General features: G+C 61.8%; 9 protein-coding genes. 1 reads left to right on the forward strand and 8 read right to left on the reverse strand.

The window, feature by feature from the left end; genetic code table 11:
* Positions 1 to 218: 218 nt before the first annotated feature.
* The 8 genes from INP52_RS07560 to INP52_RS07595 all read right to left on the reverse strand — a co-directional run bounded on the left by INP52_RS07560 (position 219) and on the right by INP52_RS07595 (position 13,568).
* Positions 219 to 1,106, reverse strand: a complete 888-nt coding sequence (locus tag INP52_RS07560; protein ID WP_228478302.1) for an ABC transporter permease — start codon at positions 1,104 to 1,106, stop codon at positions 219 to 221.
* 44 nt (positions 1,107 to 1,150) lie between these two features.
* A complete protein-coding gene (locus INP52_RS07565; protein ID WP_194370538.1) occupies positions 1,151 to 2,242 on the reverse strand; it encodes an ABC transporter permease in 1,092 nt (363 codons plus the stop codon).
* Between the two features lie 13 nt (positions 2,243 to 2,255).
* Positions 2,256 to 3,767, reverse strand: coding sequence for an ABC transporter ATP-binding protein (locus INP52_RS07570; RefSeq protein WP_194370540.1), 1,512 nt, complete (start codon positions 3,765 to 3,767; stop codon positions 2,256 to 2,258).
* A gap of 83 nt (positions 3,768 to 3,850) precedes the next feature.
* The gene (xdh, locus tag INP52_RS07575) at positions 3,851 to 6,577 is read right to left on the reverse strand and encodes a selenium-dependent xanthine dehydrogenase (RefSeq protein WP_194370542.1); all 2,727 of its coding nucleotides are present in this window, start codon (positions 6,575 to 6,577) and stop codon (positions 3,851 to 3,853) included.
* Positions 6,578 to 6,586: 9 nt separating this feature from the next.
* Positions 6,587 to 7,111: a 4Fe-4S binding protein gene (locus INP52_RS07580; protein WP_194370544.1), complete on the reverse strand. Its 525-nt coding sequence runs from the start codon at positions 7,109 to 7,111 to the stop codon at positions 6,587 to 6,589.
* A gap of 130 nt (positions 7,112 to 7,241) precedes the next feature.
* A complete protein-coding gene (gene ygfK, locus INP52_RS07585) occupies positions 7,242 to 10,265 on the reverse strand; it encodes a putative selenate reductase subunit YgfK (RefSeq protein ID WP_194370546.1) in 3,024 nt (1,007 codons plus the stop codon).
* A gap of 131 nt (positions 10,266 to 10,396) precedes the next feature.
* The gene (gene ssnA / locus INP52_RS07590; RefSeq protein WP_194370548.1) at positions 10,397 to 11,749 is read right to left on the reverse strand and encodes a putative aminohydrolase SsnA; all 1,353 of its coding nucleotides are present in this window, start codon (positions 11,747 to 11,749) and stop codon (positions 10,397 to 10,399) included.
* A 325-nt stretch (positions 11,750 to 12,074) separates the two neighbouring features.
* A complete protein-coding gene (locus tag INP52_RS07595) occupies positions 12,075 to 13,568 on the reverse strand; it encodes a uracil-xanthine permease family protein (RefSeq protein WP_194370550.1) in 1,494 nt (497 codons plus the stop codon).
* Between the two features lie 324 nt (positions 13,569 to 13,892).
* Here INP52_RS07595 and INP52_RS07600 point away from each other — a divergent pair, with 324 nt between their 5' ends.
* Positions 13,893 to 14,564 (forward strand): helix-turn-helix transcriptional regulator, encoded by a 672-nt coding sequence (locus INP52_RS07600; RefSeq protein ID WP_194370552.1) that lies wholly within the window; start codon positions 13,893 to 13,895, stop codon positions 14,562 to 14,564.
* Positions 14,565 to 14,592: the final 28 nt, after the last annotated feature.

A 14,592-nucleotide genomic window follows, 5' to 3' on the forward strand; every position in this document is an offset into this window, starting at 1 on the left:
TGCCAACGCCAAGGCCTACAGCTTGGCGCCTGTCGAGCATGGCATTCGAGAAAAATCTTCTTGTTCCACTCATGCTAATCCCTTTCATTCCACGTTTTAGAGCATGATTATGTCATGCTCCCGTTACCAAACCTGAAAGAACAACTCACCTCATGCCAGGTGCCCCCACCTGTACCGAAACGCCACCCATGAGGCCCCCAGCTTCGATCTTCATCGCCCTAGCGCTGCTCGCGAAGATAAGGCTGGCCATTGGCCTTGGGGCCTGCATGCTTGGAGCCGAAGAAAATCAGCGCGATGATGGTGACCAGATAGGGAATCATCTTGAAGAACATCACGGGGGCTGCCTGGAACTGGGCCTGCAGCGCCACGTTAAGACCATCAAAGAAGCCGAACAATAGGCTGGCACCAAGTGCTCCCACAGCACTCCAGCGGCCAAAGATCACCGTAGCGAGCGCGATGAAACCACGTCCCATAACGATGCCATCGGTATAGATCGGCGTGTAGCAGAGCGTGAGAAATGCTCCGCCGGCAGCAGCGAGGGCGCCGCACACGATGCACGCAGCATACTTGACTCGAACGACGTTGATACCCAGCGTCTCCGAAGCGTGGGGGTTCTCCCCAACGGAGCGAAATGAGAGGCCCAACCGAAAACGCTTGAAGAAGAGCGACACCAGGGGCACCATAATGAAGGCGAGGTACGCAAGGGGAGTCTGGGCAAAGAATGCGTCACCCACATAGGGCATAGAGGCGAGACCCGGAATCGACAGGCTCGCCATCTGCTCCCCCGTAGCATTGGCCGAGTTCGACCCCACAAAGAGGTTGTATCCGAACAGGGCGATGGCAGGGACAAGAACGTTAATGGCCATGCCTGTGACAACCTGATCAGCGCAGAGCGTAACCGTGCAGAACGCATAGAGCAAGTTAACGAGCATGCCCGCGAGCATGCCCGCGAGGAGCCCAAGCCACAGATTGCCGGTAAGCTTTCCCACGGCAAACGCCACGAAGGCTCCGATACCCATGATGCCCTCGAGGCCAATGTTCACAAGACCGGCGCGCTCAGAGAAGACCTCGCCCAGCGCGGCGAGCAGGATGGGCACCGCGCCCATGGTCGTTGCCCTCAAAATAGTTGGAAGGGTAGCAAAAAAGTCCATTATGCGCTCGCCTCAGCTTTCTTGAACTTAGGACCTAAGTTTGCTAGATACGCCTTGATCTTGGGCAGCTTGACCATAGCCATGCCAGCCACTGCAAAGATGATGATGAGCCCACGAATGATGTCCACTATAGCCGTGGGAACCCCGATGACGCTCTGCATCATCGTGCCACCTGTGGAGAGGACGCCAAACAGCAGCGCCACCACGATGGATGCAAGGGGATTGAGCTGGGCTATCAACGCAATAGCGACCCCGTCGAAACCAAAACCCGACCCGAAGCCATCGGCGAGCCTGAAGGGAGTCTTGCCCAGAAACTCAACAGCCCCACCGAGACCGGCGATGACTCCCGACAGGATGAACGCAAGGAGCACAAGGCGCTTGACGGAAAAGCCGTTAACACGGGAGGCTATGGGATTCATGCCCACGGCGCGAATCTTGAAGCCAAAGGATGTGCGGAAGATTACATACCAGAGAAACACGCCCAGGAGGACCGCCAGGACGACGCCGACGTGGGTGCCCAGCACCTCGGGCAACCGAGCAGACTGAGGAACGGCAACGGTCTTGGGAAGCCCCTGGTCGGAATAGGCGTTCTTGAAAATGTACTCCATGAAGTACAGGGCGATGTAATTGAGCATGATGGTCGTGATCATCTCATTGAGACCACGCGTTATCTTCATGACACCCGGTATGAGCCCCCAGATCCCACCGGCGACAATGCCGGCGACCAAGCCTAGAGAGAGCGCTCCCGGCCCCTCGACGCCCAATCCCAAAATGACGGCTGCAGACGCACAGCCCCCCATGATGAACTGGCCCTCCCCGCCGAGGTTGTAGACGCCACACTTATACGCAAATACCGCGCAGAGGCTTGTGAATATAAGTGGGCACGCTCGCTCAAGTGTCTTGCCAATCTTGGAAACGTCAGAGAGCGAACCTTGAAGCATGGCCCCGTAGCCCACGAGCGGGTTCTTCCCCAGACAGGCGATTATAATTGCTCCCACGAGCAAGGCGAGGAATACAGAAACGATGGGCGTGAGAACCGCAAGTCGCCGTTCGTTTCTTTCCTCCAAGCTAAGCGCTTCTTTCTTGGACACTGCTCATTCCCTTCTATTTTCCTGCCATGGCAAGCGAGATCTCCTTGATGGGAGGGTTCTCGCCCCGATACGTCCCCATAATCTGACCCTCGAACAGAACCGCGATACGATCAGAGAGCTTGAGAACCTCATCAAAGTCTGCGGAAATCAGTAGTACGGCGCAGCCAGCGTCGCGCTGCGCCACAATCTGATTGTGAATGAACTCGGTGGCTCCGATATCCAGACCACGCGTAGGGTACACGGCTACGAGAAGTTTGGGATGAGCAGCGAGCTCGCGGGCGAGAATGACCTTCTGCTGGTTGCCGCCCGAGAGACTCCGTGCCGTCTGGTTGACCGACGTGCAACGGATGTCGTTTTCATCCTTGAGGACCTCGGCGTACTCCTTGATGGAACTCGTCTTAAGCCACGCACCGTGACCGTACGAGAACCGGTCGCTCTGCGTCTGCTTGAGAACGAGGTTCTCCGCGATGGTCATGTCTCCGACGAGACCCATCTTGTTGCGGTCCTCGGGAATGTTGCCCAATCCAGCACCGATAAAAGCGCTCGGCGAGAACAATGCGATCTCTGAGCCGTCGGGGCCCACAACCCGACCGGTCTCGGGCTTGATAAGACCGGTCACCAGTTCGGCAAGGGGCGTTTGGCCATTTCCGTCGATTCCCGCCACGCCCAAAATTTCTCCCTCATGGATGGCAAGGGAGACGTCCTTGAGCCCACCATGCTTTACCTCAGGTCGATAAGAGACGCTCTTGAGCTCAAGAGCAGTCTTGTCCGTCGTCGAGACCTTCTCGTAGATGCTCTCAGTGAACTTCTGCCCGATCATGAGGTCAGCGAGCTCTTGTTCAGTGGTGTCAGCCAGATCTAGCGTCTCAATCGACTCGCCACGGCGCAGTACGGTCACCCGGTTGGATATTCTCATGACTTCGCGCATCTTGTGGGAGATGAAGATGATCGCCTTGCCCTCTGCGATGAGGGCACTCATGATATCGAAGAGCCCCTCGACCTCGAGGTCCGTGAGAACGGCCGTGGGCTCGTCGAGAATGAGCAAATCGGCACCGCGGAAGAGGACCTTCATGATCTCGACCCTCTGCTGCATGCCTATTGACATGTCTGCGACACGCTTGTCCAGATCGATCTCAAGGCCGTAGCGGTCCATTATCTCTTTGATGGAGGCTCGGTCATCCGCCTCCTTGAGCAGCGGCGAGGCGTGGCGCTTGTCGCCGAGGATGATGTTCTCGAGGCCCGTCATGTCCTCTATAAGCATGAAGTGCTGGTGCACCATGCCGATGCCATGCTGCACGGCAACCCTGGGCGAAACGATCTGGACCTCCTGGCCGTTCATGACTATCTTTCCGCCATCCGGCTGGTACAGCCCGATGAGAACGTTCATGAGCGTCGACTTGCCCGCTCCGTTCTCGCCCAAGAGCGTATGGACCTCGCCACGTCTGACATCAATGTTCACGTTCCGGTTCGCATAGAACGAACCAAAGCATTTGCTGATGTTCTCCATCTCCAGCAACTCGCCCACATCTACCACCTTCCATGCGTGAATCCGTCCGAATGAGCTCACACTTACCAGTTCACGGCCTCTGGGGCCACCTCCCCAGGACCCTAGCGCCTGCGGTAGTACGTGTCCTCAAGCGGGAGCTTGGTGCGCAGCCGCCCGTCCAGGGCGCGATAGGCGTTCTGGATGGCCGGCGCCGTTGGGATGGTGGCGATCTCGCCGATGCCCTTGCCGCCGTAGGCCACGAGCAGGGGGTTGTCCTTCTCGACGTAGATCGCGTGGATGTTGGGGGTGTCCGGCGCGCGGAAGAGCCCGAGCGTGCCGTACTTGACCTTGGGCACGCTCTTCTCGAGCGGGAAGTCCTCGGTGAGCGCGTAGCCCATGCCCATGAGCACGCCACCCTCAATCTGGCCCTGGATGGCAATCGGGTTGATCACCTTGCCAGAGTCGTGAGCCGCATAGATCTCCTTGACGCTGCCGTCGTCGTTGAGGATGACGAGGTGGGTGGCGTAGGCGTAGGCGATGTGGCTCTTGGGGTTGGGGACGTCGGCGCCCAGCTTGTCGGTAAGCTCGAGGTACTCGTAGGAGAAGGAGCAGCCCTCGAGGACCGCAAGCGCCGAGACGGGATCCTTGGCGTGCACCGAGGCATCCGGGCCCTCATAGGGGGTCCCGTCGTCGTAGCTGATCTTGAAGCCGTCGCCGCGGGCGACCACGGGCGCTATGGAGGGTTCCTTGCCCGCCTCCACGTCGAGCATTGCGTCGCGCAGCAGAAACGCCGCGCCGCGCACGGCCTCGCCAGTGACGAGGGTCTGACGCGAGCCAGAGGTGGTGCCGGAGTCGGGCGCGCTCTCGGTGGAGCACTCGCCGTTGACCACATAGGTGCGGGTGAGGCCCGTGGCCTCGCAGACGTCCTGGATGAAGACCGTGTTGCAGCCCTGGCCGATGTCGGAGGTGGCAGAGTAGACCACGGCGCGCCCGCCCTCCACGACAATCTTGCAGCGGCCTGCGTCGGGCAGGCCCACGCCCACGCCGGCGTTCTTGAGCGCGCAGGCGAGGCCCGCGTGGCCGGGGTTGGCGTCGTAGGGCTCCTTGACGGCGAGCAGGGTCTCCTTGAGGGCCGTGGACTGGTCGGCGATCTGCCCGTTGGGCAGGACGTCGCCCGGCTCGATGGCGTTTCTGAACCGGATCTCCCATGGGCTGATGCCCACCTTGTCGGCGAGAAGGTCGATGAGGCTCTCGAGCGCGAACTCGGTCTGGCACACGCCAAAGCCGCGGAAGGCGCCGCCGGGGACGTTGTTGGTGTAGTAGCCAACGCCGCGGATGTCCGTGTTCTGGTACTTGTAGGGACCCACCGAGTGCGTGCAGGCGCGCTCGAGAACGGGGCCGGTTAACGAGGCGTAGGCACCGCCGTCAAAGTAGACGTCGCAGTCCAGGCCCGTGAACATGCCGTCCTCGTCACAGCCCAGGGTGAAGGTGCCCTCCATCGCGTGGCGCTTGGGATGGAAGTTAATCGACTCCTGGCGCGTGAGCTTGACCTTGACGGTGCGCCCGAGCTTGTAGGCAGCCAGGCAGGCGAGGTGCTGAACGGAGACGTCCTCCTTGCCGCCAAAGCCGCCGCCCACGAGCATGGTCTCCACGACCACGCGATCGGGGGTCTTGTCCCACCCGAACATATGGGCGACCTCCTTGCGGGTGTCGTAGGCGCCCTGGTCGGTTGAGCAGACCTTGACACCGTCCTTGTAGGGGAAGGCGACCGCGCACTCGGGCTCCAGGAAGGCATGCTCCGTAAAGGGCGTCGAGAAGGACTCCGTGACGGTGTAGGCGGAGCTAGCGAGGGCCTCGGCGGGGTTGCCGCGCACGATGTGACGGCTCTGACAGATGTTGCCGGCGGCCTCGGCGTGCACGAGCGGGGCACCCTCGGCACGGGCCGCGGCGATGCTGCTGACGGGTTCAAGCACCTCATACTCCACCCTGACAAGCTTCTTGGCCTTCTCCAGGACCTCGGGCGTCTCGGCAACCACGAGGCACAGGGCGTCACCCATGTCGCGCGTGATGCCACCCCCGGCGATGAAAACGTCCCAGTCCTGTTGAATGTGGCCCACCTTGTTAACGGGAACGTCCTCGGCGAGAAGGACCCCCACGACGCCGGGCAGCGCACGTGCCTTCTCGACATCGATAGAGAGCACGCGGGCGCGCGGGTAACGCGAGCGCACCGCCGAGCCGTAAGCCATGTCAGGGAAGTCGCGCTCGTCGAGGTCATCAGGGTACTTTCCGTAGCCCAGGACCTTCGGGCGCACGTCCACCCGAAAGGCATGGGCACCCACGCCGTAGTCATCACCTCGCTCGAGCTTGGGGTCGATCTGGGCCTCGCCGCGTAGAATCCTGGCGACCAGGAGAACCCCCTCGATGATCTTCTTGTAGCCGGTGCAGCGGCAGATGTTGCCGCGAATGGCCTTCTTGATCTGGTCCTCTGTGGGGTCGGGGTTACGATGGAGAAGGGCGGCCGCGCTCATGACCATGCCCGGGGTGCAAAATCCGCACTGGACCGCACCCACCGAGCCGAAGGCGTAGACGAAGGCCTCCTGCTCGTCCTTGGGCAGGCCCTCGACGGTCACTACGTCACGACCGTTCGCGAGCTTGGTCGTGAGGACGCACGACTTGATGGCGCGCCCGTCCACGATTACGGTACAGGTGCCACAGGCGCCCTCGGAGCAGCCGTCCTTGACGCTCAGGAGCTTGAGGTCGTCGCGCAGGTAGCGCAAAAGCGGCTTGCTCTCAGATGTGACGCACTCCTCGCCGTTCACGATGAAGCGATATTCCTCGGTTGCTGCCATGCCCTCTCCCTAGTTCTGCGCGACGATGCCGAACACGTCTGATATGGCACCACGCGGGCATTTGGTCGCGCACATCCCGCAGGCGATACAGGCGTCGTAGTCCACGTGGGCGTGGTTGTTCTCGAGGCGCATGGCGTCAGCAGGGCACACGCGCACGCAGATGCCGCAGTTGATGCAGCTCGTCGTGCACTTCTGCCGCGACTCCTTGGCCACGGACGTATTCGCGCAGCGCACGCGGATGGTACGATCGGGCGTGACCATCTCAATTATGCCCTGCGGACACTGTCGGGCGCACAGGCCGCAACCCGCACACGCGTCGCGGTCAACAAAGGCCACGCCGGTCTTCGTGTTCATATGTATGGCGTCGAAGCGGCACGCCTCGACGCAGGCGCCACAAGCCGTGCACCCGTCTTCGCACACGATTCCGCCCTCGCAGGCGGGGCTGCCCCCGCCGCAGCGCACGAAGGCGCTCGGGCGGGGCGTGCGCCGCCGCGCACCCATGTTTTTCTTGCTTATGCCTTGAGCCTTGCTCATGGTCTCCCCTTGTATGACGCTGAGTACAACGCCTGTATATTGGCATGGGCAGATCCAGCGCAGATCTGCCCATGCTCTCCACGCCTCCTTCCCCCTCGGGAGAAGACGCCCTTACCGTGTGAGTCGATCGCTAGGCAACCTCAGGGGCAGTCACATCCTTGAGCAGGTAGGCATAGGAGTCGCGCACCGCGACGATCGTGAGCCGCACGTCGTCGGGCAGGCCGCACGACGCGTCGCTCACGTCGTAGGTGCCCTCGGAGCCTGCCAGGCGCACGCGGAAGGTTCCGCCAGCAAGCGGCAGGAAGCCGCGGTTCTCGCTCGCGTCCATGTCCTCGGCGCTCCAGAAGACCGTGAGCTTATCCTTGTAGGGACGCCCCGACCACGGGCAGAACACGGCGCAGTTGCCGCACTCGTTGCACATGCCGTCAATGTGGACGATCTGCTCCTGTGCGAGGCCGTCCACCTTGACCGACACGTTGGCGCGGTTGGGGCAGACGTCGCAGCAGACCTCGCAAATCGTGGCGCATCCCAGGCAGCGCGAGGTGCTGCAGGCGGCCACGTCCAGGCAGACGTCACCCTTGCGGGCCTTGACGGCGTCCTCCTTGCCGTGACGGACGTTCTGGTCCACGACGTCCTCGAAGTCGGCGCCCACCATGGCCCGCGCGACGGCCTGCGCGTCGGCAACGGCCTCGACGAAGGTCGCGGGCCCGCGGTGGCAGTCGCCGGCAGCCCAGACGCCGTCCACGCCGGTGGCGCAGCCCGCCGCGGGACGGCCGCGGTGGTCGAGCTCGACACCGGCCTGCTTGTAGAGACCGTCCTTGATGCGCTCGCCCACGGCACAGATCACGGCGGTGGCGGGCAGCTCGACCCTCTCGCCGATGGCGACAACGCTGCGGCGGCCGGTCGCGTCGGGCTCGCCGAGCTCCATGCGCTCGCAGCTCAGGACGCCGTCGGCCAGGCCCTTGGGGGCCAAGAGCTCGCAGAACTCGACGCCCTCGGCGAGCGCCTCGTCGAGCTCGTACTCCTCGGCGGGCATGTAGCGGCGCGTGCGGCGATAGGCGATGCGGACGCTCTCGACGCCCGGCAGGCGCTCTGCGACGCGGGCGCAGTCCATGGCGGTGTTGCCGCCGCCGATGACCACGATGTCTGAGCCGAGCGAGGAGAGGTCGTCGCCGCGCTTGGCCGCGCACAGGAACTCGAGCGCGTCGAGCTCGTCGCCGTACTCCAGGGCCTTGCGGCCGGGTGCCCAGGCGCCGATGCACATGACGACGTCGGTGTAGCCTGCGGCCTTGAGCTCGGCAACGTCGGTGACCTCGTGGTTGTACTCCACCTTGGCGCCGTACGACAGGCACAGGTCGATGTCGGCCTGGATGTCGGCGTCGGGGATGCGGAACTCCGGAATGGTCTGGCGCGGAACGCCGCCGAGCTTGTTGGTTGCCTCGAAGATCGTGGCCTCGGCGCCGGCGCGCGTCAGGAAGAACGCCGTGGACAGGCCCGCCGCTCCGCCGCCCACGATGGCGACCTTCTTGCCGCGGGCGCCGGCGATGGGTGCCGGCGTGGCGGCCTTGATCTGCGCGAGAACCTCGTCGAAGCCGCCCTTGGCCGCGATGAGCTTGGACTCGCGGATGCGCGCGCCCTCGGGCTCGTAGAAGGAGCGCTCGCAGTTGACGCCGCAGGGGTGCGGGCAGAGGTTGCCCGTGATGTGCGGCAGGGCGTTGCGCTCCATGACGATGTTGAGCGCGTCAACGAGGCGACCCTCGTCAACGGCAGAAAGGTAGGCGGGGATGTCCTGCTGGATCGGGCAGCCGGTGCGGCAGGGAGCCGTGAAGCAGCTCATGAGCGGCAGCTCGGCATCGATCTTGTGGGACTTGGCGGGCTTGATGGGCTTGTGGTAGATCGGGTTGGCCGTGATGGCCTCCTCGAGCGCGGCCAGGGCGGCCGCGTCCACCTTCTCGACGCGCTCGGAGCCGGCGAGAAGACCCGCGATCTGGCTGAAGCGCTCGTAGCCGCCAGGCTTCAGGACGTTGGTGGCCATGGTGATCGGCCAGATGCCCGCGGCGTAGAGCTCGCGGATGTTATGGGCGTCGGCGCCGCCCGAGTAGGAGATGCGCAGCGTGCCCTCGAACTCGGCGGCCACGCGACGGGCCAGCTCGACGGAGAGCGGCAGGAGCGAGCGGCCGGACATGTACATCTCCTCGCTCGGCAGCTCCTCGCGCGTCACGTCGACGGGGAAGGTGTTGGTGAGCTTGATGCCAAAGGAGAGGCCCTTCTGCGCGCACAGCTCGCTCAGGCGATGGAACATCGGCACGGCGTCGGCCCACTGGAGGTCCTCGAGGAAGTGCTTGTCGTCAAAGACGATGTAGTCAAAGCCGAGCTCGTCCAGGCGCGCTCGGGCGTAGTCATAGCCCAGAAGCGTCGGGTTGCACTTGACATAGGTGTTGACGTGCTTCTCGGTGATGAGGTAGGTGGCGATGCGTTCGATCTCGTCGGGCGGGCAGCCGTGAAGCGTGGACTCGGTGACCGACGAGGACACCTGGGGCGAGACCGACTCCACGAAGGCCCTGTCCACGTTCTGGAAGCGGTCGAGGTTGGCGAGCGCCCAGCTGCGGCACTCGGCCCAGACCTCGGTGCCCGAGGCGTCCTTCATGCCCTCGATGTAGGCGTCCACCTTGGGGCTCTGGATGCCCTCGAGGCTATAGCCCACGCTCATGTTGAAGACGAAGCCGTCTGGGTCGCCCAGGCCGAGCTCGCGGGCGAGCAGCTTGCAGGCCCACCAGGCCTTGACGTACTCGGCGTGCGCCTGGGGAACCGTGAGCTCGGTGGACCACTCGCAGTTGTAGCACTCGTCCTCAGAGGCGATGCACGGCTTGTTGACGCAGGCGGCGAGCTCCGCGCCATCCATGATCTGGACGGTCTTGAGCTCGAAGAAGCGCGAGCCCGAGACGTACGACGCAATGATGTTCTGCGCGAGCTGCGTGTTGGGGCCAGCAGCTGGGCCAAACGGGGCCTCGATGCGCCCGTCGAAGATGGGGTCGGAGCCGCCCTCGTGGCGCACGAGCTTGCGCACGCCAAAGACGGACCCGTGCTGGGCGTCCTCGGTCAGGCTCCAATCCATGATCTGGGCGAACGGAATCGGTCGCATGATGTCGCTCATTGTTGCTCCTCTCGCAATGTCCCCGAGACCGCGCGGGGACACCTTTGTGGAAGCGCGCGCAAGGCGCCCTGCGGCCCCGCGGAGGCCGCGTCCAATCGTGGGGCTCCCCCGAACCCCGCGGCCAGCCTAGCTTAGTAGGTCCTGTCGTTGAGCGTGCCCCAGAGCTTCTTTGCCTGCTCGAGGGTCCACGCGTCGATGCGCTCCTCGTCGAAGGCAACGAACTCGCGGTCCCGGTAGAGGACCTTGCCGTTGACGATGGTGGTACGGCAGTCCCTGCCCTCCATGCCAAAGAGCATGTGGCCGTCAATGTTCTCGTCGGAGAACGGCGTGAAGGCCGGGTAGTCCATGACGATGACGTCGGCGGCGTCACCGGGCTTGAGCGCGCCGATGCTGCGCCCGAAGAAGTGCGTGGCAATCTCGGGGTTGTTCTTGAACAGCATCGTCATGTCCTCGCCCCAGGCCACGTTGGGCATCGCGGCGTTGTGGCGCTGCATGACGATGAAGGTCTTGAGGCTCTCCAGGATGTCATGGGTGTAGGCGTCGGTGCCCATGCCCACCTCGATGCCGCGACGGAAGAACTCGAGCACGGGGGCGCAGCCCACGGCGTTGTTCATGTTGGACTGCGGGTTGTTGATGACGCGTGTGCCCGTCTCCTTGATCATCTCCATCTCGGCCGGCGAGGCGTGGATGCAGTGGACGAGCAGCGTGTCCGGGCCGAGGAGGCCGTGCTGCAGCAGACGCTCGACCGGGGCGATGCCGCCGCGGTTCTGACGGCTGTCCATGAGGTCGTTCAGGCCCTCGTGCACGTGGATGTGGTAGCCCGTGAGGCCGTTGTTGGCCTCGGCCATCTTGTCCATCGTCTCGTCGGACATGGTGAAGGTGGCATGACCCCCGAACAGACCGGAGATCATGTGGTTGCCCCGCTCGTTCTGCTCGTGGGCCCAGCGGGCGAAGTCCGCGTTCTCCTGGATGGCCTGGTCGCACTTCTCCTGGCCGTCACGGTCGCTGACCTCGTAGCACAGGCTCGCACGGATGCCCGTCTCCTCCACGACGTCCCTGATGGCGAAGAGGCTGCCCGGGACCTCCTTGTAGCTCGCGTGATGGTCGAAGATCGTGGTGACGCCGTTGCGCAGAGACTCGAGAATCGTGGGGTAGGCCGAGGCGCGCGTGCCATCGAGCGTGAGGTTGCGGTCGATCTTCCACCACTGCTGCTCGAGGTTCTCGAGGAAGTTGGTGGGGTTGCAGCCCTTGATGGACAGGCCGCGCGCCAGGCCCGAGTAGATGTGGGTGTGGCAGTTCACCAGGCCGGGCATGATAACGCCGCCGTGGGCGTCGACGCGCTCGGCGTCCGCATACTTCTCGCGCAGCACGGCCGCCGGGCCGACCTCCTTGATCGTGTCGCCGTCAAGGGCGACGGAACCGTCGGCAAGGTAGGGGTTGTTGGGGTCTCGCGTGATGACGTGGCCGTTCTCGACGAGCAGCATGCTGGCTCCCTTGATCGTCGTGGGCGGGGTTTAGCACCTTTGACGGATTGCTTAATATCGTATTGCTAGACGTATGATCTAGCGAGGCGGGCACCTCCCCCGCACATACACATTCCTAATGCCGTACGACTAGCTGTCTCTCAATGATCGAAATGGAGCAAAATATGAACTTTCTCTTTCGATGTCTAACCAATAATCAAACAAAGTGACATTACACCTAACAATTTTTCTGCACACCTATAGTGGACTCACTCTGTATTGACATCAGACGTCGATTCGGTGAACGGCATGTTTCGCGGGCGAACGGAAAATCAGACTCATTTGGCTACTGGTTTCCCTGTGATTGCCCCTCTGACTGAATCTTATGAGTTTCGCTGTCCGCTGATGCCGACGAGTCATTTCCCGCTGAGGCGCCCGCACTCTCTGCCTCAACGCCATTCTCAATTTCTTCAGCTTCCGTAGAGCCCGTACCCCTTCGAAGATCAACATTGGTATACGGATTCTCAGGTGGGAGTACGTTATTCAGGATGATGGCCATTATGGCACAGGGTGTAATGGCGCTCGTCCCAAAGATGGTGTTGATCCAATCGGGCATGCCCGGACCCATAAGAGAACCACTCACCTCTGCGATACCCAATCCAAAAGCCACCGAGATGCCAAAAACCGTACATGCGCGCGGGGTAAGGCCGTCCTTAACAAGGATGCGAATACCATTCAGAGTAATGGTACCAAACACACTGATGGTGGCACCACCAATGACCGGCTGAGGAATCATGGTGAGGACTGCGGAGAGCTTGGGCATGAGACCCGCCGCAGCAAACACAAGGCTGGCTGTGGCAAACACCCAGCGGTTAATGACGCGTGTGGAGACAATAATGCCCACATTCTGACCAAAGGCGGAGGTGGGAAGACCCCCGAACACCGATGAGAGCATGCTTACCAGCCCCTGGGCCTTCAAGGCTCCACCCAGTTCCTTCTCAGTTGGCATGCGGTTCATGCTGCCCATCGTGGCTGCTGACAAATCTCCAATAAGCTGCACGTTCACCATGACGTACACGACCGCGAGTGTGAGACAGGCCGCTGGATTGAACACAATCTTGAAGGGGAAAAGCTCTGGAGGCGCGAACCACCCCGCAGAAACTACCCCAGAGGCGTTGACCATGCCGAAGGGCAGCGAAATGAGTACCCCGACAAGCATGCCGAAGAAGATGCCCCCTAGCTTGAGAATCCCATGGCCAAAGTTCGAAAAGCCAAAAACCACGGCAAACGTGATGAGGCCTACGATCCAGTTTTGGACACTGCCAAAGTTTTCTGTTCCCTGCCCGCCCGCGAGATACTTAATCGCCGTCGGATATAGGGAAACGCCAATGGTAAAGATTACGGTACCGGTAACAAGAGAGGGAAAGAGCCACTTTACCTTTGGGTAGAGCATGCCAAACAAAATAGCCACAGCGCCTCCGACAAGCTCTGCGCCCAGAAGCGTCTCAAATCCAAATTCTATTCCCACGGCCTGAAACGCCGGCAGAAAGGCAAAAGACACCCCTGTAAGAATAGGCAAGCCGCTGCCGATTTTTCCGAAAAGGGGGAACTGCTGAAGAATCGTGTCGATGGCCGAGAGAATGAGCGCCACCTGAATAATGGCCGTCTCCTGCTCCTCGGTAAAGTTACATACGCCCGCAATGATGATGGCTGGAGCGATAACGCCTGCAAATGAGGCCAATACGTGCTGCAACGCACAGGGTAGTATCTCGGCGAGGCGAGGCATCCCCCTTCGTGTGAATAAAAGTGAAGAAGCTCTCCCGGAGTCCATCTCTGCCATGCGTATCCTCTCCGCAACCATACCGTGATGTTACTATCTTACGTTTAAATCAAACTAATTGTATGGACGAAAAAAAATCTGTTAGACGGTCGTTTCTCAGGGGTGAGCGGCAGCGTCAACAAATCGATCATGGAGATCTTTTTATTGCACATTTTTATTTTATAGTCATGTCAAAGGCATCGCTTTTCTCGATTAAAACGCTTTAGATCACATTTTTACGAAAAATCGTCTCTCCTTGGTGTCCTAACAAAAAGTATGAGGGAGTTTATACTGTGAGATTACGCGGTGGCGCTCATGCGCCCCTTGGCCCCAGGGGAGGCACTTGTGCAAGCAGAACAGCTCGACTTCTACACGAGGCTCGCACACGCGCTCGCCCTCCAGTTCGGGCGCGGGTGCGAGGTGGTCGTCCATGACCTCGAGGCCGCCGACCCCGGTCACTCCATCGTGGCCATCGAGAACGGCCACGTGACCGGCCGCAAGGTTGGAGATGGACCGAGCCACGTGGTGCTCGAGGCCCTCCATGCCGATGGGGCTCCCCTCGCTGACCGCCTCGCCTACCTCACCAAGACCTCCGACGGCAAGATTCTCAAGTCCTCGACGGTCTTCATCCGCGACTGCGAGGGTCGTGCCGTGGGCATCTTCGCCCTCAACTTCGACATCACCATGCTGCGCGCCGTACAGAGCACCATCGCCGGCATCGTGGGCACCGAGCCAAGCGCCCCGCGTGACCCCGAACCCATCGTCCGCAGCGTGGCCGACCTGCTCGACGATCTCATCGAGCAGAGCGTCGAGCTCGTGGGGACCCCCGTCGCGCTCATGACCAAGGACGAGAAGGTCCGCGCGATCCGCTACCTCAACGACACGGGGGCCTTTCTCATCACGAAGTCCGGGCCCAAGGTCTGCAAGTACTTTGGCATCTCCAAGTACACGCTCTACAGCTACCTCGACGAGGCCAAGAACTCCCCAGCGGACACGGACGCGAGCGCGACCTCCTAGCCGCGGCGCCGCGTTCCTGAGGCCTGCC

This window comes from Thermophilibacter immobilis (genome assembly GCF_015277515.1).
GTDB classification, from domain to species: Bacteria; Actinomycetota; Coriobacteriia; order Coriobacteriales; family Atopobiaceae; genus Thermophilibacter; species Thermophilibacter immobilis.